The 26,196-nt window shown below is 66.8% G+C and carries 20 protein-coding genes; 13 read left to right on the top strand and 7 right to left on the bottom strand.

The genetic code is table 11. The annotated features are described in order from the left end of the window. Positions 1 to 251: 251 nt before the first annotated feature. Positions 252 to 677 (bottom strand): hypothetical protein, encoded by a 426-nt coding sequence (locus tag ACS5PJ_RS09050; RefSeq protein WP_439434576.1) that lies wholly within the window; start codon positions 675 to 677, stop codon positions 252 to 254. Between the two features lie 302 nt (positions 678 to 979). Here ACS5PJ_RS09050 and hemQ point away from each other — a divergent pair, with 302 nt between their 5' ends. The 7 genes from hemQ (at position 980) to hemL (ending at position 8,307) form a co-directional block, all read left to right on the top strand. After that, on the top strand, positions 980 to 1,681 hold the full coding sequence (gene hemQ, locus ACS5PJ_RS09045; protein WP_439434575.1) for a hydrogen peroxide-dependent heme synthase: 702 nt from the start codon (positions 980 to 982) through the stop codon (positions 1,679 to 1,681). Positions 1,682 to 1,746: 65 nt separating this feature from the next. Beyond that, positions 1,747 to 2,943, top strand: a complete 1,197-nt coding sequence (locus ACS5PJ_RS09040) for a ferrochelatase (protein ID WP_439434794.1) — start codon at positions 1,747 to 1,749, stop codon at positions 2,941 to 2,943. Then, positions 2,940 to 3,923, top strand: a complete 984-nt coding sequence (hemC, locus tag ACS5PJ_RS09035; RefSeq protein WP_439434574.1) for a hydroxymethylbilane synthase — start codon at positions 2,940 to 2,942, stop codon at positions 3,921 to 3,923. The genes ACS5PJ_RS09040 and hemC overlap by 4 nt, the downstream gene beginning before the upstream one ends. Beyond that, on the top strand, positions 3,910 to 4,782 hold the full coding sequence (locus ACS5PJ_RS09030) for a uroporphyrinogen-III synthase (RefSeq protein ID WP_439434573.1): 873 nt from the start codon (positions 3,910 to 3,912) through the stop codon (positions 4,780 to 4,782). The genes hemC and ACS5PJ_RS09030 overlap by 14 nt, the downstream gene beginning before the upstream one ends. Continuing rightward, the gene (gene hemB / locus ACS5PJ_RS09025) at positions 4,779 to 5,759 is read left to right on the top strand and encodes a porphobilinogen synthase (protein WP_439434572.1); all 981 of its coding nucleotides are present in this window, start codon (positions 4,779 to 4,781) and stop codon (positions 5,757 to 5,759) included. The genes ACS5PJ_RS09030 and hemB overlap by 4 nt, the downstream gene beginning before the upstream one ends. A gap of 54 nt (positions 5,760 to 5,813) precedes the next feature. Further along, positions 5,814 to 6,932 carry an LLM class flavin-dependent oxidoreductase gene (locus ACS5PJ_RS09020; RefSeq protein WP_439434571.1) on the top strand — a complete coding sequence of 373 codons (1,119 nt, stop codon included), beginning with the start codon at positions 5,814 to 5,816 and terminating at the stop codon, positions 6,930 to 6,932. A gap of 55 nt (positions 6,933 to 6,987) precedes the next feature. Continuing rightward, entirely contained in the window at positions 6,988 to 8,307 is a 1,320-nt protein-coding gene (gene hemL / locus ACS5PJ_RS09015) for a glutamate-1-semialdehyde 2,1-aminomutase (RefSeq protein ID WP_439434570.1), read from the top strand. 118 nt (positions 8,308 to 8,425) lie between these two features. On the opposite strand, the gene ACS5PJ_RS09010 is transcribed toward hemL, so the two are convergent. The 4 genes from ACS5PJ_RS09010 to ACS5PJ_RS08995 form a co-directional block, all read right to left on the bottom strand. Further along, positions 8,426 to 9,163: an amino acid ABC transporter ATP-binding protein gene (locus ACS5PJ_RS09010; protein ID WP_439434569.1), complete on the bottom strand. Its 738-nt coding sequence runs from the start codon at positions 9,161 to 9,163 to the stop codon at positions 8,426 to 8,428. Beyond that, on the bottom strand, positions 9,160 to 9,924 hold the full coding sequence (locus tag ACS5PJ_RS09005; RefSeq protein WP_439434568.1) for an amino acid ABC transporter permease: 765 nt from the start codon (positions 9,922 to 9,924) through the stop codon (positions 9,160 to 9,162). Before ACS5PJ_RS09005 ends, ACS5PJ_RS09010 begins: the two co-directional genes overlap by 4 nt. A gap of 13 nt (positions 9,925 to 9,937) precedes the next feature. Beyond that, complete coding sequence (locus ACS5PJ_RS09000) at positions 9,938 to 10,888, bottom strand: ABC transporter substrate-binding protein (RefSeq protein ID WP_439434567.1); 951 nt, start codon at positions 10,886 to 10,888, stop codon at positions 9,938 to 9,940. Positions 10,889 to 11,202: 314 nt separating this feature from the next. Next, a complete protein-coding gene (locus ACS5PJ_RS08995; RefSeq protein ID WP_439434566.1) occupies positions 11,203 to 11,913 on the bottom strand; it encodes a 3'-5' exonuclease in 711 nt (236 codons plus the stop codon). A gap of 63 nt (positions 11,914 to 11,976) precedes the next feature. Here ACS5PJ_RS08995 and ACS5PJ_RS08990 point away from each other — a divergent pair, with 63 nt between their 5' ends. Genes ACS5PJ_RS08990 through ACS5PJ_RS08980 form a run of 3 tightly spaced genes read left to right on the top strand, consistent with a single transcriptional unit; the run spans position 11,977 to position 19,315 of the window. After that, a complete protein-coding gene (locus ACS5PJ_RS08990; RefSeq protein WP_439434565.1) occupies positions 11,977 to 12,393 on the top strand; it encodes an MGMT family protein in 417 nt (138 codons plus the stop codon). A 59-nt stretch (positions 12,394 to 12,452) separates the two neighbouring features. Next, complete coding sequence (locus ACS5PJ_RS08985) at positions 12,453 to 15,821, top strand: ATP-dependent helicase (protein WP_439434793.1); 3,369 nt, start codon at positions 12,453 to 12,455, stop codon at positions 15,819 to 15,821. Next, positions 15,818 to 19,315 carry an ATP-dependent helicase gene (locus tag ACS5PJ_RS08980; protein ID WP_439434564.1) on the top strand — a complete coding sequence of 1,166 codons (3,498 nt, stop codon included), beginning with the start codon at positions 15,818 to 15,820 and terminating at the stop codon, positions 19,313 to 19,315. Before ACS5PJ_RS08985 ends, ACS5PJ_RS08980 begins: the two co-directional genes overlap by 4 nt. On the opposite strand, the gene ACS5PJ_RS08975 is transcribed toward ACS5PJ_RS08980, so the two are convergent. Next, positions 19,302 to 20,528: a macrolide 2'-phosphotransferase gene (locus tag ACS5PJ_RS08975; protein WP_439434563.1), complete on the bottom strand. Its 1,227-nt coding sequence runs from the start codon at positions 20,526 to 20,528 to the stop codon at positions 19,302 to 19,304. The genes ACS5PJ_RS08980 and ACS5PJ_RS08975 overlap by 14 nt on opposite strands. A gap of 153 nt (positions 20,529 to 20,681) precedes the next feature. Here ACS5PJ_RS08975 and nudC point away from each other — a divergent pair, with 153 nt between their 5' ends. The 3 genes from nudC to ACS5PJ_RS08960 all read left to right on the top strand — a co-directional run bounded on the left by nudC (position 20,682) and on the right by ACS5PJ_RS08960 (position 24,524). After that, on the top strand, positions 20,682 to 21,704 hold the full coding sequence (gene nudC / locus ACS5PJ_RS08970) for an NAD(+) diphosphatase (protein WP_439434562.1): 1,023 nt from the start codon (positions 20,682 to 20,684) through the stop codon (positions 21,702 to 21,704). A gap of 61 nt (positions 21,705 to 21,765) precedes the next feature. After that, on the top strand, positions 21,766 to 23,901 hold the full coding sequence (locus ACS5PJ_RS08965) for an ATP-dependent DNA helicase UvrD2 (RefSeq protein ID WP_439434561.1): 2,136 nt from the start codon (positions 21,766 to 21,768) through the stop codon (positions 23,899 to 23,901). 50 nt (positions 23,902 to 23,951) lie between these two features. Next, a complete protein-coding gene (locus tag ACS5PJ_RS08960) occupies positions 23,952 to 24,524 on the top strand; it encodes a M48 metallopeptidase family protein (RefSeq protein WP_439434560.1) in 573 nt (190 codons plus the stop codon). Positions 24,525 to 24,599: 75 nt separating this feature from the next. Here the strand turns inward: ACS5PJ_RS08960 and ACS5PJ_RS08955 are convergent, their stop codons facing one another. Next, positions 24,600 to 26,078: a zinc-dependent metalloprotease gene (locus tag ACS5PJ_RS08955; protein ID WP_439434559.1), complete on the bottom strand. Its 1,479-nt coding sequence runs from the start codon at positions 26,076 to 26,078 to the stop codon at positions 24,600 to 24,602. Positions 26,079 to 26,196 lie beyond the last annotated feature (118 nt).

Here is a 26,196-nt window from a genome sequence, read left to right as displayed (position 1 = left end):
CCGCCGGTGTGGCTAATGTCGGTACCTATGGTTATTGACAGGTCCGCATTTTCCCGTTCGCGGACCGGTATCCATGGGGGACTCCGGCGTAGCGCTGCAGCGGCTGCCGTCGGAGCGGTACTGGTCCTTTCCGCAGGGGTGCCCGCTTCAAGCGCGGCCGATGACAGCCTGCCTCCCGCCCCGCCAGAACAGGCAGCCGCTTCCGGCAAGAACCCTGCGGAAAGAGGTTCCTTGAAGGACCGGCTGGGCCTCTACAAAGGCTCTGCCGACGCCACAGATACAGCATCGCCGGTCCCGGCACCGACGTCCCCGCCCGCTGCCTCTTCGGATACCGCCCGGACCCCGGCCGCCGACACGCCATCGCCGGTCCCCACGGCACCGGAGCCTTCTTCCACCGCAACGGCCCCTTCCGGCGCCGCGTCGGCTTCCCCGGGGGAGGCAGGTTCCGGTGCGGCCCCCCAAAGCCCGCTGATCCCGGCCGCGGCCGTTGGGTCGCCGTCAGATACTGCTGCTGCTTCGGATCCGGGTACAGGTGCTGCCGGAGGTTCTTCTGCAGCCGATGGCGGTTCCGCTGTGCCGGCAACGGAGCCGAAGAATCCGGCCCGGCCGGATTCCGCAGCTGCCATCACGCCCACCGAAATCCCGTCCTCATCCAGTTCCACGAGTGCCCGCGCCACGCCGGCCGCTGGTGGAGGAACCGCCGGAAGCCCGCCGTCCAGGAGCGCAACGGCGGCGGCCGCAGACGCTGAACCGGCGCCCGAAGCGGCGAAGGTCTGGCTTGGTGTGGGGCTGGTGGGCTCCGCTGGAGCCGCCGGACTCGTTTTCGCCCGGATCCGCCGGATCTAAGGCAGCCCGGGAGGCGGCCCGGAAACGCCTGCGGGTTCCGCGCAGCGGATGGTGATGTGAAGTTCGCCACTTCTACGCCTTGTAGAAGTCGTTGGTTTCGACTTGCTGGTTCGGAAGGGGCAAACTGGTAACCATGAGCCACACTTCTGCCGAATCTGTCACTAAAACCGAAGAATCAGCCGAGCAGTTCTTCACGCTGTGGACTGTTTTCAAACGGTCCGAGAATCTCGTGCGCAGCGCTGACGCTGCCGCCGACTTCGAGGCATTGCTGTCCCGGCTGGCCGAAGCGGGCGTGACGCATCGCGGAAGCTACGACGTCTCAGCCATGCGCGCGGACGCCGACGTGATGGTGTGGCTCCATGGCCCAAAGCCCGAGGCGCTGCAGCAGGCCATCCGCGACATCCGCCGGAGCACGCTTTTTGCCGGAACCGAGATTGTCTGGTCCGCCATGGGCGTCCACCGGGAAGCCGAGTTCGCCAAGAACCACACCCCCGCCTACTCCCGTGGCGTGGCGCCTGCTGAGTGGCTGTGCGTGTACCCCTTCGTCCGCTCCTACGAGTGGTACATCCTGCCCGAGGAGGAACGCGGCAAGATGCTGCGGGACCACGGCCTGCTCGGCCGCGACTTCCCACAGGTCATCTCCAACACCGTTTCCTCCTTCGCGCTGGGCGACTGGGAGTGGATCCTCGGTCTCGAGGCTCCCGAGCTGGTGGACCTGGTGGACCTCATGCGGCACCTGCGTTCCACCGAGGCCCGCAACCACGTCCGTGAGGAAATCCCGTTTTACACCGGCCGCCGCATCAGCGCATCCGAGGTCGCAGAGGTCCTCGCGTGACCCCGCTGGATGCCCGGGCAGGCTCCGGAGTCACGGCCGTCAACCCGGTCACCGAGGCCGGCCGCATGCCGCCCAAGGATTATGACGCGGTCCTGCTCGCCTCCTTCGGCGGACCGGAAGGCCAGGAGGACGTCCTCCCGTTCCTGCGGAACGTCACCCGTGGCCGCGGCATCCCCGATGAGCGGCTTGAAGAGGTCTCCCACCATTACCGCGCCAACGGCGGCATCAGTCCCATCAACGAGCAGAACCGCCAGCTGAAGGCGGCCCTCGAGGCTGAGCTCGCCGCCCGCGGCATTGAACTCCCCGTGCTCTGGGGCAACCGCAACTGGGACCCCTACATTCCGCAGACGCTGCGGGACGCGTACGACGCCGGCCACCGCAAACTGCTGATGGTCACCACCAGTGCCTACTCCTGTTACTCCAGCTGCCGCCAGTACCGCGAGGACATCGGCGTTGCACTGACCGAGAGCGGGCTGGACGGCCGGCTCGAGGTGGACAAGGTCCGCCAGTACTTCGACCACCCGGGCTTTGTGGAACCGTTCATCGAAGGAACGGCTGCGGGCCTCGCGGATGTCCGAGCACAGCTTGCCGCCGCCGGCACCCCGGACGCCCCGGTGCACATCCTTTTTGCCACGCACTCCATCCCCACCCGGGACGCCGAGGCCGCCGGCCGGTCAGAGGCCGAGCCGCGCGAATTCGAGGAAGGCTCGGCCTACGTTGCCCAGCACCTCGCCACCGGCACAGCGGTCATCGAAAGAGTCAAGGCTGAATCCGGCCTCACCGCACCTTGGTCGCTCGTGTACCAGTCCAGGTCCGGTGCCCCGCACGTGCCGTGGCTCGAACCGGACATCAATGACGCCATCGAGGAGCTTGCCGGCCAGGGCGTCAAAGGCATCGTCATCGTCCCCCTCGGTTTCGTCAGCGACCACATGGAAGTTGTCTGGGACCTGGACACCGAAGCGCTGGAGACCTGCCGCAACCTGGGGCTGGCCGCTACCCGGGTTCCCACCCCGGGCACGCACCGCAAGTTCGTGAACGGACTGGTGGACCTCATCTCGGAACGCACCCGCGCCAACAACATCAGTGACCGGCCCGCCCTGACCAGGCTCGGCCCGTGGTACGACGTCTGCCGGCCAGGATGCTGCGCGAACTTCCGCGGCGAGAAGCCCACCATAGCGGGGGCTGACACCAGCGTTGGTACCGGACACGACCCCTACCCGGCAGCGTCAGCTGACGCAGCCGGGGGAGCAGGCGCCCGGTGACGGTCAGGATCGGAACGAGGGCCAGCAAACTTGCCCTGACCCAGACCCAGCAGACCGCGGACCAGCTCTCCGCCGTCGGGGGCTTCCCCGTTGAGCTGGTCCGCATCACCACTGAGGGTGACGTCAAGACCGGCTCGCTGTCCCAGATGGGTGGCACCGGAGTGTTCGTCGCTGCACTGCGGGACGCCCTGCTGCAGAACACCTGTGACGTTGCGGTGCACTCGCTCAAGGACCTTCCCACGGGCGCTGCGCTTGGCCTCACCATTGCGGCGACCCCCAAACGGGTGGACGTCCGCGACGTGCTGTGCGCGCGCGACGGCCTGAAGCTTGCAGACCTGCCTCAAGGCGCCAAAGTCGGCACGGGCTCGCCACGGCGCGCTGCCCAGTTGCGGGCTGTCCGCCCGGACCTGGACGTCCAGGACATCCGCGGCAACGTGGATACCCGGCTGGGACGCGTGCCCGGACTGCCTGGCAACGCACCCGGCGCTCCCGGAGACCTGGATGCCGTGGTGCTTGCCGCTGCCGGGCTGGAGCGGATCAGCCGGCTGGATGTGGTGAGCGAGTTCCTCGAGACCGATGTCATGCTGCCGGCCCCCGGGCAGGGTTCGCTGGCGATTGAGTGCCGGACGGCCGATGCCCCCGGCGGTGCCGGTCCGGCCGGGGGTTCACAGGGCGTGCTGGCCCAGGCCCTGGCCGCACTCAACGACGACGACACCCGGCTGGCTGTTACCGCCGAACGGGCCGTGCTGGCACGGCTGGAGGCTGGTTGTGCTGCCCCGGTGGGTGCATTCGCGTACCGCAAGGGCAGCATGCTCTACCTCGAAGCGGTAGTGTGCGCCGTGGACGGAACCAAGACAGTGCGCGAGAAGAAGGCCACCGACGGTCTCACCGAGATCGGCGCGACGCTGCTCGGCATCGAGGTGGCCGAGCTCCTGCTCGCTGCCGGCGCCGCGGAGATCGCGGATCTTGCCGCGTCCTGATGACCCGGGCGTCCTCGCCGGCCGGCGGGTCCTGATTACCCGGAGCGCTGACCGGGCACGCCCGCTGGCCGCCCTGCTCAGCAGCCTCGGGGCCGAACCGCTGCTCCTGCCGCTTATCGACTTCGAACGGGCAACGGACCAGCCGGCGCTGGATCACGCCCTGGACGATCTGGCGGCCGGCGCCTTCGACTGGCTCGTGATCAGCAGCATCACCACGGTACGCATGCTGGTGGAAAAGGCCGCCGAGCGCGGAACCACACCTGCTGCCCTGGTGCCGGCCGGAACGCGCGTGGCCACGATCGGGCCGTCCTCCCGGCGGGTACTGGAAGCTGTGAGTGTCCCGGTGGCGCTGGCCCCGGAGGGCATCCAGTCCGCAGAGGGGCTCGTGGACCTCTGGACTGCCGCTCCGGCGAGGGTACTGTTGCCGCAGGCGGACATCGCTGCGCCTGCCCTGCGTGAGGGGCTGGCCGCCAAAGGCGCTGCCGTCACCGCCGTCGTCGCGTACCACACCGTCGATTTTCCGGCCCGGCCGGAGCTCCGGCTGCTGGCCGAACTGCCTGCCGCCGTCGGTGGTTCCACCGCCGAGGCACCGCAGGAACTCAGCCCGTTGCAGACCAGAAGGGAGCTCGACGGCGGGACGATCGACGCCGTCGTGGCCGCCTCGCCCAGCGCCGCACGCCGCATCGCAGCGGCACTGCTCCCGCTGGGTGGTTGCCGTTTTATCGCCATCGGGCGTCCGACGGCGGCAGAAGCTGCCGCGCTCGGCATCCCGGTGGCAGCCACCGCCAAAGTACCCACTCCGGACGGCATTGTGGCCGCCCTGGGCTCCGTATTCGCCAACGAAGGGACCACCCGATGAGCTTTCCGAACCACCGCCCGCGCCGGCTCCGCACCACCCCGGCCATGCGCCGGCTCACTGCGGAGTACCGTCTGGCCCCGGCAGACCTGATCCTTCCTGCGTTCATCCGCGAAGGCATCAGCGAGCCCGCCCCCATCACCTCCATGCCGGGCGTGGTGCAGCACACCACCGAATCCCTCAAGCGCGCCGCGGCGGAGGCTGTGCAACTGGGAGTCGGCGGCATCATGCTCTTCGGTGTTCCGGCCGTGCGCGATGCCCGCGGCACCGCGTCACTGGATCCTGACGGTGTCCTTAACAAGGCCATCCGCGACGTCCGTGCCGAAGTGGGCGATGACCTGGTCATCATGGGCGACGTCTGCCTCGACGAATTCACCGACCACGGCCACTGCGGTGTCCTCGACGCCGACGGATATGTGGACAACGACGCCACCCTGGAAATCTACGGCCAGATGGCCGTCGCCCAGGCCGACGCCGGTGCCCACGTCCTGGGCCCGTCCGGCATGATGGACGGCCAGATCGCCGTTATCCGCCAGGCACTCGAGGAATCCGGCCACAAGAACACCGTCGTCCTCGCCTACGCGGCGAAGTACGCCTCCGCCTTCTACGGCCCCTTCCGTGAAGCCGTGGACTCGCAGCTCAAGGGCGACCGCCGCACGTACCAGATGGATGCCGCCAACCGCCGCGAAGCCATCCTTGAGGTCGAACTGGACCTTGAAGAAGGCGCCGACATGGTCATGGTGAAGCCGGCCATGAGCTACCTGGACATCCTGGCGGACGTTGCCGCGATGAGCCCCGTGCCGGTGTCCGCCTACCAGATCTCCGGTGAATACGCGATGATCGAGGCCGCCGCCGCCAACGGCTGGATCGACCGGCGCGGTGCCATTATGGAGTCCGTCCTCGGCATTAAGCGTGCAGGTGCCGATACCGTGCTGACCTACTGGGCTTCCGAGCTTGCAGGCTGGCTCAAGGAATCCTGATCCGATTCCTGGCAGGGCGGGAATGTTTCCGGACGACCCGTGGTTTGTATGCGTATGCATGAAAACAGTGAGCTTCCTGTGACCAGCCCTACTACCAAGGGCAACCCCACCGCCCCCGTCCCGGCGGACACCATCCTTCTGGGCGTCAGCACGTTCGGTGACGTCGACCCCGACGCCGACGGCACCCCCAAGCACCACGCCCAGGTGCTCCGCCAGGTGGTGGAACAGGCCAAGGTGGCTGACGCCGTCGGGCTTCATTCTTTCGGTGTGGGGGAGCACCACCGCAAGGACTTCGCCATTAGCGCCCCGGAGGTGGTGCTGGGGGCCATCGCCACAGCCACGGTGAATATCCGGCTCGGAAGCGCGGTAACCGTGCTGAGCTCCGACGATCCCGTCCGCGTTTTCCAGCGGTTCGCCACCCTGGACGCTCTCTCCAACGGCCGCGCCGAAGTGATCCTGGGCAGGGGCTCCTTCACGGAATCCTTCCCCCTGTTCGGGTACGACCTTGGCGACTACGACGTCCTGTTCGAGGAGAAGCTGGACATCTATGACCGCGTACGATCCCAGAACCCGGTGAACTGGGATGGCCGGACCCGGGCCAGCCTCCGCGGACAAATGGTGTACCCGCACGTTGAAGGGCGCCTGCTTCCTACCTGGATCGGCGTGGGCGGCTCACCCCAGTCCGTGGTCCGCACCGCCTCCTACGGTTACCCGATGGTCCTGGCGATCATTGGCGGCGAGCCGGAACGGTTCCGCCCCTACGCGGACCTGTACCGGCGCACCCTCGCCGAGGCCGGCAAGGAACCGCAGGCATTGTCCGTCCATTCGCCCGGATATGTGGCCGAGACTGACGAGCAGGCGCTTGAGGAGTACTACCCGCACTGGCTTGCCACCAGGAATAAGATCGGGGCGGAGCGCGGCTGGGGGCCGGCCGGGCGCGGCGAGTTCGAGGCCGCGGCGGACGAGGACGGCGCGTTGTTCATTGGTTCCCCGGAAACGGTGGCAGCGAAAGTGGTCAGGCTCAAGGGCACCCTTGGCGCGGACCGATTCGAGATGAAGTACAGCAGCGGCACCCTGCCCCACAGCCAGATGGTGCGCTCCATCGAACTGTTCGGTTCCAAAGTGGCGCCCCTCGTCGCAGACATGCTTGCGGACATGCCCGCGGACCGCTGAGGCTCACCGGCTGCGCCATGGGAAACGGGCGACGCAGGGATGGGAGAATAGGGGCATGACTCGTTCCGATGACCTCTTTGCCCGTGCCCAGACCCTGATGCCCGGCGGCGTCAACTCGCCCGTCCGGGCCTTCGGCTCGGTGGGCGGGACGCCGCGGTTCATGGTTTCTGCCAAGGGGCCGTACCTGACGGACGCCGACGGCACCGAGTACGTGGACCTGGTCTGCTCCTGGGGACCGGCACTGCTTGGCCACGCCCACCCTGCCGTCCTTGATGCGGTCCACGCCGCCGTGGACCGCGGACTGTCCTTCGGCGCTTCGACCCCTGACGAGGCCAACCTGGCAGCCCTCGTGCAGGAGCGTGTGCCGGCCGCCGAGCGGGTGCGGATGGTGTCCACCGGCACCGAGGCCACCATGACTGCGGTCCGGCTGGCCCGTGGCTACACCGGCCGGAACCTCATCATCAAGTTCGCCGGCTGCTACCACGGCCACCTGGACGGCCTGCTGGCCGCGGCAGGATCCGGTGTTGCCACTCTGGCGCTGCCGGGCTCGGCCGGCGTCACCGAAGCCACGGCCGCCGAAACCCTGGTGCTGCCGTACAACGACCTCGCCGCGGTAGAGGCCGCGTTTGCTGCGCATGGGCCCAACATCGCTGCTGTCATCACTGAAGCCGCCCCGGCCAACATGGGCGTTGTCACTCCGGGGGAGGGCTTCAACCTGGGGCTGTCCCGCATTACCCGCGAGCACGGTGCCCTGCTGATCGTGGACGAGGTCCTGACCGGCTTCCGGACCGGCTACTCGGGATACTGGGGCCTGACCGGCGGGGCGCCAGATGCGGCCGAGCCGTGGACCCCGGACCTGCTCACCTTCGGTAAAGTCATCGGCGGCGGCATGCCGGCGGCGGCCCTCGCGGGGCGTGCGGACGTGATGGACCATCTGGCGCCGCTCGGCCCGGTCTACCAGGCCGGGACTCTGTCCGGTAACCCGGTGGCCATGGCAGCCGGAGTTGCCACCCTGACGCATGCCACCCGCGATGTCTACTCTTTTGTGGACGTCCGCTCGCTTGAGCTCTCCTCGGCGTTGTCCTCGGCCCTCGACGAAGCCGGCGTGGACCACTCCATCCAGTTCGCCGGAAACCTCTTCTCCGTGGCCTTCGGAACGTCGGCCAACGGCGTCCACAACTATGCAGATGCCCAGGCCCAGGAGACCTACCGGTACGCGCCGTTCTTCCACTCCATGCTGGACTCCGGCGTTTACCTGCCACCGTCCGTCTTCGAAGCCTGGTTCCTCTCGGCGGCGCACGACGATGCGGCCATGAACCGGATCTTCGACGCCCTGCCGGCCGCAGCGAAAGCCGCCGCGGCCGCGCAGGCCTAGGGCCGCCGTCGGGCGTTAACAGCACCTGAAAGCAAGAAATCCCCGCCTCCCGGACCAAGCCCCCGCCTCATGCGAGGGGGAATGGTCCGGGAACGCGGGGATTTTTCGTCGATGTGCCCTACAGGACGTCCGAGAGGAAGCCCTTCAAACGATCGGTTTCAGGGGCTGTGAAGATCTTTTCGGGCGGACCCGATTCCACTACAACACCAGCGTCCATGAACGTCACAGTGTCAGAGACGTTGCGGGAGAAGCCCATCTCGTGGGTCACCACCACCATGGTCATGCCGCCCTTGGCGAGATCGGTCATGAGCGCCAGGACGCCCTTGACCAGCTCAGGGTCCAGGGCTGAGGTGGCCTCATCGAAGAACATCACTTCCGGCTTCATGGCCAGCGCGCGGGCGATTGCCACGCGCTGCATCTGGCCGCCGGAAAGGTTGGCCGGACGCACGTCCGCCTTGTGTTTGAGGCCCACCAGGTCCAGTTGGCCGAGCGCTTCTTCCCGTGCCTTGTCCTTGGACATTCCGCGCAGCTTCCACAGGGCCAGTGAGACGTTCTCCACCACGGTCTTGTGTGGAAACAGATTGAATTGCTGGAAGACCATGCCGATCCGCCGACGCAGTTCATCCGGGTTGTCCTTGAGTACCGAACGGCCGTCCAACAGAATGTCGCCCTGATCAGGTTCGATGAGCCGGTTCATGACCCGAAGGAGCGTCGACTTTCCCGAGCCGGAAGGGCCGATGACAGAAGCCGTGGTGCCCTTCTCGACGTGCAGGTCGATGCCTCGGAGGACCTGGTTTGACCCGAAAGCCAGATGGATGTTCCGTGCCGTCAACGTTCCGGAAACGAATTCGCTCATGCCTGGGCTCCCTTTCCGACGACAGCGGCTGCCTCGTCCGGTTCTTTTTTCTCCGGCCGCCCGGAGCGCAGCCGGCGGTCAATCCAGTTCACGAAGTGTGTCAACGGGACCGTGAGCACCAGGTAGAAGACGGCAGCCGCCACGTACGGCGACAGGTTGCCGCTGTTGGACGCTGCGTCCTTGCCGATCTGGAAGATTTCGCGTTCCGTGGCCAGGAGGCCGAGCATGAAGACCAGGGACGATTCTTTGATCAGGGCAATGAACTGGTTGACCAGCGCCGGCAGGACCCGCCGGACGCCCTGGGGCACGACGACCAGGCGCATGGCCGGGCCGTAGCCGAAGCCCAAGGCGCGGGTGGCCTCGAGTTGCCCCTTATCGACACTCTGGATCCCGGAGCGAAATATCTCGCCGATGTAAGCGGCCGACATCAGGGAGAGAGCTGCGATGGCCATCGGATACGGGCTGCTGGATCCGGTGATCTGACGGAAAATCGGTCCGAAGCCAAGCCCGATCACCAGGATGGTGAGGATGGGGGGCAGCCCGCGGAGCACATCGGTGTAGATGCGCGCAATCCAGCGGGCGGCTGCGTTCCGGGAGATCCCCATGAGGGCAAGCACCATGCCAAGTGCTGTCCCGATGACGCCCGAGGTAACCGCCAAAACGAGCGTGTTCGGCAGCCCGACGGCGAACATTTTGGGCAGGACTTCGCCGATCGCCTTCCAATCCAGGAAGGTATCAGAGAGCAGTTTGAAGATATCCACGAAACGGGCCCGCTTACTTCGCGGGAACCTGGACGGCCTTGCTGCCCGGCTTCCAACCCTGCGGGGTCTGCTCGGCAAGCGTCGGGCGGTCCGTGTACCACTGGGCGGTGAGCTTGGTCCATGTGCCGTCGGCGATCACGGCGTCGAGGCCGGCATTGAGGGCATCGATCAGCGGCTGGTTGTCCTTGTTGACTGCATACGCTGTGAAGTTCTGCGTGTTGACGACCTTTTCGGCGATCTTGGTGTTGTCCCCCTCTTTGACCTGGCCCGTGGCCTGCTGCGAGGGCGCCACCCAGGCGTCCACCTGGCCGCTCTTCACGTTGGCGTACACGGTGTTGTAGTCCGGGAAACGGACCGGCTCCAGCTTGAGGGTGTTGGTGACGTAGTCGTCCTGCACGGTGCCCTGGACAACGCCGATGCGGACGCCTTCCTTCAGGTCGGCGAAGCCCTTGACTTTGGCGTCGCTCTTGGTCACAACGGCCATGTAGCCGAAGTCGTAGCCGTTGGTGAAGCCAACGGTCTCGCGGCGCTTGTCCGTGGTGGAGATGGAGGAGGATCCGACGTCGAACTGCTTGTTCTTGACCTGGGACAGGAGCGCGGAGAAGTCGGTGGACGCAAACTCCACCTTGAGGCCCAGCTTGTCGCCGATCGCCCGCAGTAGTTCGTTGTCGTAGCCGGTGAACTTGCCCGACGGGTCAATGAAGATGTTCGGCGGCGCGTCCGAGAGGGTGCCGACGCGCAGGGTGCCATCGGTGATGAGGCCGAGCTTGGACTTGTCGATCTTGTCCAGAGCGGTGACGTCTTTCGTGGTGTATTTGTCCAGCGTCTGCTGGTCGCTGCCTGCGAGGGCATCAGTAGGAGTGCCGCTGGGCTGGGCCGCGCCCGAGCCGCAGGCCGCCAGCGAGACCGCCAGGGCCACCGCTACCGGAACGGTGGTCAGCCACTTCATGGCTTTAGTCTTCATGAGGTAGTCACTTTCATCTGAGTTCTAAGTTCAACCGGGCCGAAGCCGAAAAGGCTGCGCGTGTGGCGTCTGGAGCCTTGCTCCCAGAATGCCGGCCGGCCGGGACGGGATTACCGCAGAACTTAATCATCTCATTTTCCACTTTTGGGCATTTCACACGAAGTAAAGGTGGAGATTACTTCAAAACGTCGAATTTAATGCAGTCCCTGAGACTGGGAGAACATCAATTGAATGGATATTGACCCAGGAAACGAATCCCGTGGAGGCGGTCGGACCGCTTACCCACTATGGCCCAAGCGTGAGTTAGCTCTCAGCTAGAAATCGCCGCGCCCGCCGTCTTCCGGTGGCAGTACCGGCCATTCGCCCTCGATCACGGCAGCAGGCTTGGTCTTTCGGAGGTAGTTCTGGAAATCCGCGGCCTGGCTGACAGCCCAGTCCTTTTGCAGTTCGTGAAGCTGGCTGGCTGGCATTTTGAGCTTGGGAAACTTGATTGCCATGGCATCGAGCATCCGGAGCGTTGCCAGGGCGTCGGCGGCAGAGGTGTGGGCATTGTCAAGCGTGATGCCGTATTCCTCGCACAGGGCCGTCAAGGTGCGTTTGCCCTTCCGGTACCTGTCCACCTGCTTGTTCATGATGTAAGGATCCAGGACGGGGAACCGGCTGAGCTGCCGGACCCCGTAGCGGGCGGACTCTGCCGCGAGGACCGTGAAATCGTAGCTGGCGTTGAAGGCGATGACCGGAATACCGGCGTCGAAAAGTTCCTGCAGTACGGCAGCGAGTTCGCCGGTGACTTCGCGGGCAGGCCTTCCCTCGAGCCGGGCCTGCTCCGTGGTGACGCCATGGACATCGCTGGCCTCGGCAGGAATCTCGACACCCGGGTCGGCGAGCCATTCGTGTTCCTTGATCACATCGCCCTTGTGGTCGACCACTGTCACTGATGCTGTGACAATGCGCGCAGCACGGGAATTCCGGCCGGTGGTTTCAAGGTCGAAGGCTGCACGGGGGAGGGTGTTCCAGGTGGTCATGTTTCAACGCTACCGGCCGGCACCGACAGGATCCGGGACCGCCACTGCCGCTAATCTGGATCCATGCGGATTGAGTACGTCGAGGCGGTGCTGGCGGTGGTTGAGCTGGTTCCGTCCGGTACCGCCGTGGCCTACGGGGATGTTGCCGAGCTCTTGGGCTCCGGCGGGCCCCGGCAGATTGGCTCTGTCATGAGTCGCTACGGCGGCGGCGTCCCCTGGTGGCGGATCCTCAAATCCAGCGGGCAGGCGCCGGAAGGCCACGAAGCCAGGGCCCTGCGGCACTACCTGGAGGAGGGCACTCCGCTCCGTGGCGATCATGATGGCTACCTGCGCACCGGCGAGGGAAGGTGGCGGGTGGACCTGACGGCAGCGCGCTGGGCGCCGCGTGAGGACGAATTGGACCGTGTTGATGCCATTGCGGAGCGGCTCGAGCGGCGGCTGCACAGATTGTCAGTGGCTGATGATGGAATGTCTGTGTGACCGCAACAATCCCTGATGTCGAACCCCTCGAGGGCTCCCAAACCGGCTCCGAGCCGGGTATCGTTTCCGGACGCGCCGGCGGGACGGGCCTTCGCCTCCTTCCGCCCCGGCAGGTCCACCACGGGGTTCCGGTGTTGTCTGCGGACCAGCGGGAAGCTGTTGAGGTGCCGCACGGTTCGGGACCCGTCCTCGTTCCGGGCGCTCCCGGGACCGGAAAATCCACAGTACTGATCGAAGCAGCCGTCCGCCGCGCCCGGAAGGACGGAGTGGATCCGGAACGGATCCTTATCCTGGCCCCGGGACGCCTCGCCGCCGACTCGCTCCGGGACCGGTTCACGGCGCGGCTGGACAGAAGCCTGAGTACCACGCCGGCCAGGACGTGGGCTTCATACGCGTTTGACCTGATACGCCGGGCCAAAGCGGAAGGAATTCTTCCGCTTCCCCGGCAGCCCCGCCTCCTCTCGGGCCCGGAGCAGGACCTGATCATCCGGGAACTCCTGGAAGGCCACCGGATGCCGGGGCTGGAACTTCCCTGGCCTGCAGACCTGGAAGCGGCACTTGAGACCCGCGGCTTCCGCCAGGAGGTTCGGCAACTGTTCGACCGCATCATCGAATCCGGCCGGACGGCAGAGGACCTGGCGGAACTGGGCCGCCAGTGCAGCCGGCCGGACTGGATCGCCGCCGCGGCACTGTACGCAGAGTACCGCGACGTCCTGGACCTGCGGATGCCCGAGGCGTTCGACCCCGCCGGGATCATCACCACGGCGCGGCAGATCTTCCAGGACGTCCCCGGCTTTCTGGCGGCAGAACGGGAACGCCTGCAGCTGGTCCTCGTGGACGATGTGCAGGAAGCCAATCCTGCCGTCTTCGAGCTGCTGGCTGACATCACCGCGGGCAAAGACTGCTACGTGGCCTTTTCTCCGGACACCGTGGTGCAGGGCTTCCGCGGTGCCCGCCCCGATCTCGTCGCAGACCTCCCTCGGCTCCTTTCCTTGGAAGGCAGCGTCATCGAGCGGCCCCTCTGGCATACCCACCGGCATGCCCCGGCCATCGCCCAGGCATGGCTCGGCGTCGCAGGGCGGATCTCGCAGCGGGCCGGGGGGCAGTTGGCCCGGCGGCTGGAGCAGCCGGAGCCCAAGGCCCAGCCACTGCACGGGTCCGTCGCCGGCCTCCAGCCCCACACACGGGCCGCTGGCGCGGTGGAAGCACACCTTGTTCCTTCTCCGGTCCACGAACTGCGGTACGTTGCCCAGCGCATCCTGGAGCAGCACGTCAACCACGGACGGGATCTTGCCGAAATCGCAGTGATCGTGCGCAACGGCGGCCAGCTCAGCGAGCTGCAACGCTATCTATCGGGCCAGGGGATCCCGGTGAGCGTCCCGGTGGCTGAGTCCGCTGTCCGCGACGAAGTGGCGGTCCGCCCGCTGCTGGATGCCTATGCCGTCGCGCTGGACCCCGCGCTGCTTACGCCCGAAACGGCCGTCGCGCTGCTCACGTCCCGGATCGGCGGAGCCACCTCCATTGAGCTTCGCAGGCTCCGGCAATCCCTCCGGCAGGAGGAGCTTCAGGGCGGTGGCGGGCGCACCAGTGATGCCCTGCTGGTCGAGGCACTTTTGGAGCCGGGCGCATTGGGGAGCCTGGGCATGGAAGGCCGTGCTGCCCGTCGCACCGCCCGTATGATCCAGGCCGGCCGTGCTGCGGCAGCCGGGCCGGGAGCCAATGCCGAGTCTGTGCTCTGGGCCCTGTGGCACTCCACCGGACTGGCCGGCGCATGGACAGAATCGGCTTTGTCCGGGGGGTCCCACGGCGCGCGGGCGGACCGGGACCTGGACGCCATGATGGCTCTCTTCCATACTGCCGAGCGCTACGTGGACCAGATGCCCGGTGCCGGGCCCGAGCAGTTCCTCGAATACCTCCTGAACCAGGAACTGCCCATGGACACCCTCGCGGCGCGGGCCCAGGTGGATGACGCCGTGGAGCTGATGACGCCCGCCAGCGCTGCAGGGCGGCAGTGGCCTGTGGTCATCCTGGCGGGTCTGCAGGAGGGCGTGTGGCCCAACACACGGCTCCGCGGTGAGCTCCTGGGCAGCAGCCTGTATGCCGACGCAGTTGAGCATGGCGTCAGCTACGCGCTGCAGCTGGACCCCCTGAGCCGGTTGCGGGAAATCCGCTACGACGAACTCCGGAGCTTTTCCACGGCGGTTTCCAGGGCCTGCGAGATCCTGATCTGCACGGCCGTCTCCTCCGAGGATGACCAGCCGTCGTCCTTCCTGGACTACATCGCGCCGCTTGAGCCGGGCGTGGAGGGCCGCGGGTTTACGGCGGTTGAGCGGCCCCTGACCGTGCGTGCCCTGGTCGCGGAGCTGCGCCAGTACGCCCAGCTGGACGGAAAGTATGAGCCCGAGGCCGCCGAGGCTGCCAGGGTTCTCACCATGCTCGCCTCGGCCGAACCTCCCGTCCCCGGAGCCCACCCGGACAGTTGGTGGGGCCTGTCGCCGCTGTCTTCCTCCGAACCCGTTGTCCCCGTCGGGGGGACCGTTCACGTATCACCGTCGAAGGTGGAATCCGTCCAGAAGTCCCCGCTTGACTGGTTTGTGCAGGCCGCCGGCGGAGAGGCCGCCACCGATTTCGCCCGCAGCCTGGGTACCCTCGTCCACGCCATCGCGCAGGACATGCCGGATGCTTCGGGAGGCGAATACGTGGCCGAACTCGTCCGCCGCTGGCCCGCGTTGGGCATGAAGGACAACTGGGAAGGCAAGCTGGACTTCCAGCGGGCCGAAACCATGGTGCGAAAGCTCGCCCAGTATGTCCTCGTCATGCGCAGTGAAGGGCGCACCTTGCTGGGCGTGGAGCAGGATTTTGCAGTCCGTCTCCCCGATGTGGCTGTGGCGCAGTCCGCAGACGGGCACGGCGCCGGCGCAGAGGCCGACGGCGCCCCGGCGCCTGGCGACGAGGGCGCGGCGGCCGTTCCACGCGGGGCCGTTCCACGCGCCGCCGTTCTCCGCGGCCAGGTTGACCGGCTCGAGATCGATGCGGAGGGAAGACTGGTCATCGTTGACCTCAAGACAGGCAAACGCCAGCCAGGAAAGACGGAGCTGTCCCGGCATCCCCAGCTTGGCGCGTACCAGGCTGCGGTCCTGGCGGGCGGCTTCGGCGACGCAGTCGGGGTACCCGCCACGGCAGCGCCGGGCGGGGCCGTGCTGGCACAGCTGGGGACCACGACCAAGAGCCCCGGCATCCAACAGCAGCAGCCCTTGGATCCGCAGGAGAACTGGGCGCTTGAAATGGTCACCGGGGCAGCCGCCGTCATGGCCGGCAACAGCTTCGAGGCACGCCATGATCCATCCAAGAGCGCCCATGGCGGCCATGGCTGCAGGCTTCCGGAGGTTTGCCCGCTGTGCGTCCGCGGAAAGCAGGTCACGGAATGAGCCCGAACAACTCTCCCTCGCCCCTTTTCAGCCCGGAGGAGCTCTCCGGGTTGCTCGGCGAAAAAAACACACCCACCCCTGAACAGTCCGCCATCATCTCCTCACCGCTTTCCCCTCGGCTGGTCATCGCCGGGGCAGGATCCGGGAAAACCGCCACCATGGCCGACCGCGTTGTGTGGCTCGTGGCAAATGGCTGGGTCAGGCCCGAGGAAGTCCTCGGCGTCACCTTCACCAGGAAGGCGGCCGGTGAGCTGGCTACGCGGATCCGCGCCAAGCTCGCCTCGCTGCAGCGCGTAGCCGCCCAGGATACCCGGAACGCCGTCTTCCCTGCGGGCCTCCTCAGCACCGACGCCCTCGAGCCCAAAGTGTCCACCTATCACTCGTTTGCCAGCGGAATCGTGTCGGATTACGGGCTGCGGCTCGGGGTGGAACGGGACGTCGTGCTGCTCGGCGGAGCGCAGGCCTGGCAACTGGCCAGCGAAGTAGTGGAGGCGTTCGACGGCGACTACCGCCACTTCAGGGCGGCCAAGTCGACGCTGGTCAAGGCAGTCATCCAGCTCGCCGGCGAATGCGCCGAGCACCTGCAGGAGCCGGCCGACGTCGAAGCCTGGCTCATGACGCGCCTTGCCGAATTCGAGGAGCGCCCCTATCTTGCCGGCACCGCCAAGAACGCCCCGCAAGGCGTCGCCGAACTGGCGGCCATGCTGCGCACCAGGGCCAGCGTCGCTGACATGGTGGGCCGGTATTCAGCTGCCAAGAGGGCGCGGGGTGCGCTGGATTTCGGTGACCTCGTGGCCCTCGCTGCCCGGGTGGCCAGGGAGATTCCGCTGGCCGCCCAGACGGAGCGGCAGCGGTACAAGGTGGTCCTGCTGGACGAGTTCCAGGACACCTCCTACGCCCAGCTCGTTCTGTTTTCGAGGCTCTTCGGCGAGGGGCATGCCGTCACCGCCGTGGGTGACCCCAACCAGTCGATCTACGGTTTTCGCGGGGCATCTGCAGGGCAGTTGTTTCACTTCGTCCGTGAGTTTCCCGTGCGGGTGGAGGAAGGAGTGGACGGTGACGGCCAGGTGCGTTACACACCGGCCCCGACGTCGTATCTCACGACTGCGTGGCGCAACGGGCGGGCCATCCTTTCTGCGGCCAACATCATGTCCGAAGCCTTGGGCCGGGCGGAGGAACAGAAGGCACCGGCAGGAGGGGGCGGAACGTCTGCCGCCGCGAATGTACCAGCACTGCAGCCCAGTCCCTTCGCGGTAGCCGGACAGGTGGTGCTGGGCCGTTTCGGCACCGACGTCGACGAGGCCGCAGCACTCGCCGGGGATGTCCTGAGATACCGGGTCACCGACTTTGAGCACGGGGCCGACGGCACTCCGGTGCCGCCGGCCCTGGCAGTCCTGTGCCGGCGCCGCGCACAGATGGAGACGATTCGCCGGGAGTTCGAGTCCAGGGGGATCGCCTACGAGATCGTGGGACTCGGGGGACTGCTCGATACTGCCGAAATCGTTGACCTCGTTGCAACGCTTCGAGTGCTGGCCGACCCCGGACGCTCGGACTCTTTGATGCGCCTGCTGGCCGGCGCACGGTGGCGGATCGGACCGGCCGACCTGATGGCCTTCCGGGACTGGTCCAGCCAGTTGGCCCGCCGGCGCGGATACCTTTCTTCAGCCAGTCCTTCGGAGGACATGGCTGCCGACGGTTCCGAGGACGCTGTCATTGAGAGCGACCTGACTGATGGCGCCAGCCTGGTGGAGGCCCTGGACTGGCTTCCGCGCGAGGGCTGGACGTCCTCCCATGGCAGGACGCTGACCGGAGAGGCACGCGAACGCCTCGCCAGGCTCTCAGCCGAACTAAGGCAGCTGCGCGGCTATCTCGGAGATGACCTGACAACACTCCTCGGCGAGGTGGAACGGGCCATGCTGCTCGACATTGAAGTTGCCGCACGCCCCGGAACCAGCATTCACCAGGCGCGCCGCAACCTGGATGCGTTCCAGGACGCCGCGGCCGGCTTCCTGAGGACCTCACACCGGGTGGACATCCTGGCGTTCCTCGCCTGGCTTGAGGCTGCAGCGGTCGAGGAGAACGGCCTCGAAGCTCCTGCCCCGGACATCAACCGCGAGGCCGTGCAGCTGCTGACTGTCCACGCCTCCAAGGGCCTCGAATGGGATGTCGTCTTTGTCCCTGGCCTCAATAACGGCGCCTTTCCCAGCAACAAGGACTCCCGATGGAGCAGCGGAGCGGCAGCCCTGCCCTGGCCACTTCGCGGGGACCGTGCGGATTTGCCCCAATGGGATACTGACCAGCCCGACCAAAAGGGCTGGCTTGATGCTGAGAAGGACTTCAAGTCAGCTGTCCAGGTCCACGTGGAGGGAGAGGAACGCCGGCTCGCCTACGTCGCCTACACCAGGGCGAAGCACATCCTGTGGGTCGCCAGCGCGGCCTGGGTCGGTTCGAGGGCAGGGCGCGCGGAGATGTCTCCGTTCCTGGCCGAGCTGGAAAGTCTGGTCACGTCGGCGGAAGGAATGGCGGGGGCAGCAGTGGTGCACCCCGCTTCGGTGGACGAAGCTTCGCTGCCTGAAAAAAGTCCATTGACCGCCGGCATGGAGGTGGCGGGATGGCCCTATGACCCGCTGGAGGGGCCGGTGGATCCGCGGACCGGGGAGCGCCTGCGGCTTGTACCGGGAAGGCGGCTGGCGATGGAGCGCGCCGCCACACGTGTCCGGGCGGGCCTTGCGGGCTGGAACCGGGCCACCGGACCGGCGGCGGAAGGCACCCCGGCGCCCCCTGGAGGCATTTCGGCCAGAGAGCTACGGGGCAACGCCGCTGGCTGGGCCGCCGAAGCTGCCCTGCTGCTGGAGCGTCGTTCCAGGCGCGCGGGCGGCCAGGATGTGCACCTGCCCGGCCACATTTCTGCCTCTACCTTGGTAGACCTCGGCGAGGATCCCCAAGGAGTTGTCGGCAGGCTGCGCAGGCCCGTACCACGAGAACCCGGCATGTCAGCGCGCAAGGGGACAGCGTTCCACAGCTGGGTGGAGGAGTACTTTGGTGCCGCCGGAATGCTCGATCTCGGCGAGGCGCCGGGCTCGGACGGCCATATCGACGCAGCCTACGACCTCGACGCCATGGTGGCGACCTTCAAGGCCTCAGAATGGGCCAACCGGTCTCCGGCCTTTGTGGAGGTGCCGGTGGAAACCCGGGTGGGCGACGTCGTGGTCCGTGGGCGCATTGACGCAGTCTTCCGCGACGCCGATGGCGGGTGGGACCTCGTGGATTGGAAAACCGGACGGAGGCCCTCCCCGGCCCAGCTCCGGACAAAGTCAATCCAGCTCGCCGCGTACCGGCTGGCATGGGCCCGGTTGAAGGGCGTGGCCCTGGACGACGTCAGGGCCGCCTTCTTCTATGTTGCGGACAACCAGGTGGTGCGGCCACACGACCTTGGCTCGGCCGAGGAACTCGAGCAGATTGTTGCCGGCGCCCTCGGTGTCAGTGCTTCCTGACGTTGACGATGCTGATGGCAGCGGTGGATGTGTCGTCGGCGGACCGGGCCGCCGGTTCGTCCGCTGCCGGTCCCGCCGTAGGGGAGGGCGCCGCAGTTGCGTCGCTTGCCGGCGTCGGGTCCGCAGGGATGGGGCCGACCTCAACGGCGGGCAGGACCGAAACAGGCTGTTCCGGCAGTACGGGTACCGGGACGACTGTTACAGCCGGGGACGGCGCGACTGTCACCGCCGGCGTCGGGACGCTTGCCGCAGCCGGCCGTTCCTGGCCAGGCAGAGGTTCGACGCTGATTGCCTGGCCGCCGTGTTCTTCGATGTCGGACGCCAGGGTCTCCAGCATGCCTTCAGCCTCGGCCACCATCGTGGCGTCGCCGGCGGCAATGCCCTTCACCAGGTATTGGGCAAGGGCGAACTCGGCCGACAATGCCGCACGGCGGAGCAGGTGCTGATCCGGAGCGTCACGGCGGGCCTGGGTGTAGCTGCCCAGGACCGAATCGACGAAGTCCTGTTCGTTGGAGGCAACCAGCCACGCGAAGTCATCTGCGGGATCCCCGATCCGCAGGTCGGTCCAGCCGGTTACGGCGGTGACGCGGCCGCCTTCTATGAGCAGGTTGTCCTCATGGAGGTCGCCGTGGACCACGCACGGGTTGAACCGCCACAGCGAGACGTCCTCCAGCGCGTGTTCCCAGCGGATCAGGAGCAATGCCGGAATTTTTCCGGTGGTGGCCGCCTGGTCAAGTTCGTTCAGCCGGCGCTGCCGGAATTCGTTCGGGGTGTAGCTGGGCAGGTCTGCGTTGCTGACCAGGGTTTGCGGCAGATCGTGGATTGCGGCCAAGGCCATGCCGATTTCCCGGGCAAGCACGTCCGGACCCGCCGTGAGTTCCTCCACGCTCCGCGTACTGCCGGCCAGGTGCGAGTACACAAACGTGCTCAGGCTGCCGAGCCGGACGCTGCCGGCCACGGTGGGCATCAGGAAGGGCAGTTCAGCCCGAATGGCTGGCGCGAAGGCCCGGAGTACCAGGAATTCCGTTTCCAGCCTGGCACTGGCCTCGGCGTGCCGGGGCGACCTTACCCTCCAATGCTTGCCTTCCGAGTCAAGGAGCAGGGCGGAGTCGAAATCCGCGGGATCGTCCGCAGCGGAGCTAACGGCGGTTGGCGTCAGCCCGGGGACGGCCGCGGTTGCAACGGCTGCCAGTTCGATCGGTTTTCTTCTCACCATTCCACGGTAGATTGAGTCGCGCCCCAGCGGACGATGTGCGGGCGGCGAGTCTGAAGATAGGCGCCAAAACTCCATGTTCCGGGCCGGGGCAGGCCCGGGACGGCGCCCCGGTAAATGTAAATTGTCGGTTCGAGTCAGTACGGTGGACACATGAGCCATGCCGAGTCCGCAACACCGGCCTACCCGCTGCAGGCACGCGAGCTGCCGGCCAACCACTTGTTCGACACCGTACTTCCGGTGCGGCCGGCCTTGATTGACCGCGGATCGGCTGAACGTGTCCGGCCCGGCATGGTGGACGGACTGACCGCCCGCGAAGGCACCTTGGCCTTGGTCCTTTCCGGGCGGCAGGCACTGGTGCAGGGAGACGCGCTGTGGCTTGCCTCAGCTCCCCGGCTGCTCGCCGGCCTGCATGATCTTGGCTCAACCCCGGATCTGGTCATCTACCTCGGCGCGGCCCTGGCCGGCCCGGATCTCCCCGCGGGCACCGAGGTGGTCCTTTTTGTCCTGCCTGAACAGCTGGATCCGGGTTCGGCAGGGATCCCGGCGGATGCTGCCTGGGCGGGATTCCGGGACGTGGCATCAGCCCTCGGTTCAACCGATACCGCCTTGTTTGTTGAAGCCAGTGCCATCGCCAACTGGCATGCAGGCCACACCCACTGCCCCCGATGCGGAGTCCCCACTATCGTCGAGGCCGGCGGTTGGGTCCGGCGTTGCCCACAGGACGGCTCCGAGCATTATCCGCGGACAGATCCGGCCATTATCGTCACCGTTGTCGGTCCGGACGGGCGGCTCCTGCTGGGCGGCGGCGGCCCGGTTGACGCCAAGAATTATTCCACCCTCGCCGGCTTCGTTGAACCCGGCGAATCCCTTGAACAGGCCGTGGTCAGGGAGATCCGCGAGGAGGTTGGCGTCACGGTAACCGGATGCCAGTACCTCGGATCGCAGTCGTGGCCCTTCCCCGCCTCCCTTATGCTTGGATTCACCGCTGTCACGGCAGATCACGAGGCAACGCCCGACGGCGTGGAAGTGACCCGTGCGCGTTGGTTCAGCCGGGAGGAACTCCAGGAAGCAGTATTGGCAGGGGACATCACCATCTCCAGCCGGCTGTCGATTGCCCGCTCGCTGATAGAGCACTGGTACGGCGGCCGGATCCTGGACCGCGCCGACGCCTGAACAGGCAACACCCATTGGTTAGACGCCAGCACGTGGCCGTCGCGATAACAGAGCAGCAGAAGTGACCACAGAGAATTTTGACAGCACGGAGTCCCTCGAGGACCGCATCCTCGGGGGACTGGATGCCGAACAGCGCGAGGTCGCCAGCACACTCAACGGGCCCTTGTGCGTTCTAGCCGGCGCCGGCACAGGAAAAACCCGGGCAATCACCCACCGGATTGCATACGGTGTGCATTCAGGGGTGTACAGCCCGCAGCGGCTCCTGGCTGTGACGTTTACGGCGCGGGCGGCAGCGGAAATGCGCAGCAGGCTCCGGGACCTCGGGGTGGGCAACGTGCAGGCCCGCACCTTCCACGCGGCCGCCCTCAGGCAGCTGCAGTTTTTCTGGCCGCAGGCCGTGGGCGGCACACTGCCCAACCTCCTGGACCATAAGGCCCAGATAATCGCCGAAGCATCCCGCCGGCTCAGGCTCAGTACCGACCGCGCGTCCATCCGCGACCTCGCCTCGGAAATCGAGTGGGCCAAGGTCTCCATGCTGACCCCGGCCAACTATCTCGAGAACGCACAGGGGAGGGGGACACCGGGCGGGTTCGATCTCACCGCCGTCGCCCGTGTGTTCCAGTCTTATGAGGACGTCAAGACCGACCGGAATGTCATCGATTTCGAGGACGTTCTCCTGATAACAGTAGGCATCCTGCAGGAGGACCAGAAAGTCGCTGCCACGGTCCGGGAACAGTACCGCCACTTCGTGGTGGACGAGTACCAGGACGTTTCCCCGCTGCAGCAGCGGCTCCTTGAACTGTGGCTCGGCGGCCGCGACGAGTTGTGTGTTGTTGGCGACGCCAGCCAGACCATCTACTCCTTCACCGGTGCCTCGCCGAAGCACCTGCTGGGCTTCAAGGCACAGTATCCCGACGCCAACGTGGTGAAACTCATCCGCGATTACCGCTCTACGCCGCAGGTGGTCAAGCTTGCGAACGATCTCCTGGCCGCGCGGCGCAGCGGCGGGCCGGTCGCCGATGCTGCCTGGGCCGCTCCGCTGCAGCTCGTGGCGCAGCGGCCGGCCGGGCCGGTGCCGCAGTTCACCGAATGCACTGACGACGAAGCAGAGGCCGCCACCGTGGCCATCAAAGTCCGGGAACTGCTCGACGCCGGCACGCCCGCCAGCCAGGTCGCTGTCCTCTTCCGCACCAACGGGCAGTCCGAAGCCTACGAGCAGGCACTTGCTGCGGCGGGAATCGGCTACCAGCTTCGTGGCGGTGAGCGGTTCTTCGCACGCAAGGAAGTCCGTGACGCCATCCTTCAGCTGCGGGCCGCCACCCGGGCAGTCACCGAAACCGCATCGCCGGAACCGCTCGGCCAGTTGGTCCGGGATATCGTTGCCTCGCTTGGGTACACGGACGCAGCTCCCCACAGCGGCGGCGCCTTGCGCGAACGCTGGGAATCACTGGCAGCGCTGGTGGCGCTCGCGGACGAACTGGTCCAGGTCCGGGGCGGGCAGTTCAGCCTTGCGGACTTCGTCAATGAGCTTCAGGAACGGTCCCTGGCCCAGCATGCGCCAACTGTCCAGGGCGTGACTCTTGCATCGCTCCATGCAGCGAAAGGCCTTGAGTGGGACGCGGTTTTCCTGGTTGGCCTCAGCGAAGGCCTGATGCCGATCTCTTTCGCCGATACTCCCGAGGCCGTGGACGAGGAACGCCGGCTCCTCTACGTGGGGATTACCCGCGCCCGCGAACACCTGGCCTTGTCCTGGTCCACGGCGCGCACCCCGGGCGGCCGGGCGAACCGCAAACCCTCACGCTTCCTGGACGGACTGCGGCCCAACTCCGTGGCCAGCTCCAGTGCCCGCGGCAAGGGCCCGGCGCCGCGCCGGAAGGCTGCGGCCCCCGCCACCTGCCGGGTCTGCGGGAGCATGCTCGGCAGCGGCGCGGAACGAAAGGTCGGGCGCTGCAACGATTGCCCGCCCAGCTACGAGGAGCAGACCTTTGAAGCACTCCGGCAGTGGCGGAAGGAAACTGCACTGACAGCGGAGGTCCCCGCGTTCGTAGTGTTCACGGACGCCACGCTGACGGCCATCGCAGAGGCCAAACCATCCACGCTGGAGGAACTGGCAGCGCTGGCGGGCGTTGGCCCGTCCAAGCTCGAACGCTACGGCGAGGACGTCCTGCGCGTACTTGTTGAAAGCACCACCCTGTGAGGCGCGTCCAAGGTGCCCAGCCTCAGGCCCCGTTGACCACACATGACGGTATGCCGGTAGAGGTCCGGCGGTCCGCCCGCAGGACAAGGACCGTCGCAGCATTCTGGGAAAACGGGACTGCCGTCGTGGCCATCCCGGCCCGGTTCACGCTCGCCCAGGAGTCGGAATGGGTCCACCGCATGCTGGACAAGCTGCACCGCCAGGGCACGAAACGCGCCCAACAGGGGAAGCGGAGGCCGGCCACGGACGCCGCGCTGGCGGCCCATGCCGCCGACCTCTCCACACGATATTTTGGCGGCCGGGCAGTTCCGGCGTCGGTCCGCTGGGTCAGCAACCAGAACTCACGCTGGGGCTCGGCAACGCCGTCGGAAGGAACCATCCGGCTCTCCGACAAGCTAAGGCCCATGCCGCAATGGGTGATCGACTATGTGCTGCTGCATGAGCTCGCGCACCTGCTGGTGGCCGGGCACAATGCGGCGTTCTGGAAACTGCTGGAAGCCTACCCGGACACTGCGCGGGCCAAAGCCTTCCTGGAGGGCGTTTCGTTTGCCACCGGCCGTGGCCTCGGGCCGGACGGTCCGGGGCCCGACGAACCCTGGCCCGGCCAGGCAGACGCCGACTAACGGTCCGGCGAGCAGGCGTCCCGGCGACCAGAGGTCCCGGCGGCCACCGCTCCGGCGTCGGGGATGGCCGGCCGGCTACCCCTGCGGGTTCCCGCCGTCGGTCTTCTTTTCGTCCGGCTTCTCATCCTCGGCCGCGGGCTGCTCCCGGACGCCGGTGTCAGTACCGGCGTCGGTAGTATCGCCAGTACCGGCATCACCCTCCGGCACGTTGTCGAATCCGCCGCTGAGCAGCTTCTGCAGCGCATCATCGACTTCGCTGTCGCTGGCCTCCGCCAACTGGCGGCGGCCGCTGAAGCCCTTGGGGTCATCCAGGTCCTCGGCGGTAGGCAGGAGGTCCGGGTGCTGCCAGATGGCGTCACGTCCGGCAATGCCCCGTTCGTCCTTGAGGGTGGCCCACAAAGCGGCTGCCTCGCGCAGGCGCCGGGGACGCAGCTCGAGCCCGACGAGCGAGGAGAAGGCGTGCTCCGCCGGCCCGCCGGTGGCTCGGCGGCGCCGGACGGTTTCCCGAAGGGCGGCGGCCGACGGCAGGAGCTTCTCGGTGGCAGCGGCACTGAGTTCGTCCACCCAGCCTTCCACGAGGGCAAGGGCAGTCTCCAGTTTTTCAAGAGCCTGTTCCTGCGCCGGAGTCCGCTGCGGCATGAACACACCCTGGGACAGGGCCTCCTGGATGCCTTCGGGATTGCCCGGGTCCAGGTCCCTGGCCAATTCCTCAATACGGGAAGTATCAATGTGGATCCCACGGGCGTAGGCCTCAATGGCTCCGAGCAGGTGTCCCCGCAGCCAGGGAACCTGGACAAACAGGCGCGCGTGGGCTGCCTCACGGACAGCCAGGAACAAGCGGATATCGTTCGCCGGCAGGCTCAGGCCCTCCCCGAAGGACGCCACGTTTGAAGGCAAAAGGGCCATTTCGAGGTCGGCGAGCGGCACGCCGATGTCAGTGGAGCTGACCACCTCGCCGGAGAGGGCGCCAATGGCCTGCCCCAGCTGCATGCCGAAGATCGCACCACCCATGTTCTGCAGCATGGAGGACGCCCCGCCCATCATGGACTTCATCTCTTCGGGCATCTGCTCGGTCATGGCGCTGGAGAGCGCATTGGCAATGCTGTTGGCCACGGGCTCGGTCAGCCGCTTCCACGTGCCGAGCGTGGCCTCCACCCACTCAGCGCGTGACCAGGCCCGGCCAATCAGGCCGGTTGCCGGGAGGTCGGTCACCGGGTCCAGCCACAGTTCGGCGAGCCGCAGCGCCTCGTCCACTTCCCGGCTCTGCTGAGAGGTGACGGAAGGATCCGCGCTGCTGGCGGCGACACGGCGGGCATTCTCGTGCGCGAGCTGCCAGTTCACGGGACCTTCCGAGGGCGCGCTCATCATGGCCTGGACCTGTGAAAACATCTGCGCCAGAAGATTGGGGTCATCCGGCAGGCCGGCGGCCTTCGCCAGCTCGGCGGGGTCGAAGTTTTCCATGCCCTTGCCGCCCATCAGGTTCTGCAGCATCTCTGCCAGCGGATCCTTGGGCGTTTCGTCGCCGTTGGACGGATTGAGTGGGTTGGAGGTCATGATCCCGCCGATCGTCGGTTTGACTGTTCAACTTTCACGGTACCCCGGGCCGGGACTACTGTCTGCCGGAGAAGCGTTTCGTTCGCTGTAGGCAAAGCTGGCGGGGACGGCACCGCGT

It is taken from the genome of Pseudarthrobacter cremeus, assembly GCF_051857465.1.
GTDB lineage: Bacteria > Actinomycetota > Actinomycetes > Actinomycetales > Micrococcaceae > Arthrobacter.
Note: the sequence above shows the minus strand (reverse complement) of the source record. Positions and strands in the feature narration are given on the sequence as shown.

Excerpts from the sequence above, each read along its gene's own strand:
- hemQ (WP_439434575.1), top strand. The coding sequence starts at position 980 with ATGAGCCACACTTCTGCCGAATCTGTCACTAAAACCGAAGAATCAGCC.
- ACS5PJ_RS09040 (WP_439434794.1), top strand. The coding sequence starts at position 1,747 with ATGCCGCCCAAGGATTATGACGCGGTCCTGCTCGCCTCCTTCGGCGGA.
- hemB (WP_439434572.1), top strand. The coding sequence starts at position 4,779 with ATGAGCTTTCCGAACCACCGCCCGCGCCGGCTCCGCACCACCCCGGCC.
- ACS5PJ_RS09020 (WP_439434571.1), top strand. The coding sequence starts at position 5,814 with ATGCATGAAAACAGTGAGCTTCCTGTGACCAGCCCTACTACCAAGGGC.
- hemL (WP_439434570.1), top strand. The coding sequence starts at position 6,988 with ATGACTCGTTCCGATGACCTCTTTGCCCGTGCCCAGACCCTGATGCCC.
- ACS5PJ_RS09010 (WP_439434569.1), bottom strand. The coding sequence starts at position 9,163 with ATGAGCGAATTCGTTTCCGGAACGTTGACGGCACGGAACATCCATCTG.
- ACS5PJ_RS09000 (WP_439434567.1), bottom strand. The coding sequence starts at position 10,888 with ATGAAGACTAAAGCCATGAAGTGGCTGACCACCGTTCCGGTAGCGGTG.
- ACS5PJ_RS08995 (WP_439434566.1), bottom strand. The coding sequence starts at position 11,913 with ATGACCACCTGGAACACCCTCCCCCGTGCAGCCTTCGACCTTGAAACC.
- ACS5PJ_RS08990 (WP_439434565.1), top strand. The coding sequence starts at position 11,977 with ATGCGGATTGAGTACGTCGAGGCGGTGCTGGCGGTGGTTGAGCTGGTT.
- ACS5PJ_RS08980 (WP_439434564.1), top strand. The coding sequence starts at position 15,818 with ATGAGCCCGAACAACTCTCCCTCGCCCCTTTTCAGCCCGGAGGAGCTC.
- nudC (WP_439434562.1), top strand. The coding sequence starts at position 20,682 with ATGAGCCATGCCGAGTCCGCAACACCGGCCTACCCGCTGCAGGCACGC.
- ACS5PJ_RS08960 (WP_439434560.1), top strand. The coding sequence starts at position 23,952 with ATGCCGGTAGAGGTCCGGCGGTCCGCCCGCAGGACAAGGACCGTCGCA.
- ACS5PJ_RS08955 (WP_439434559.1), bottom strand. The coding sequence starts at position 26,078 with ATGACCTCCAACCCACTCAATCCGTCCAACGGCGACGAAACGCCCAAG.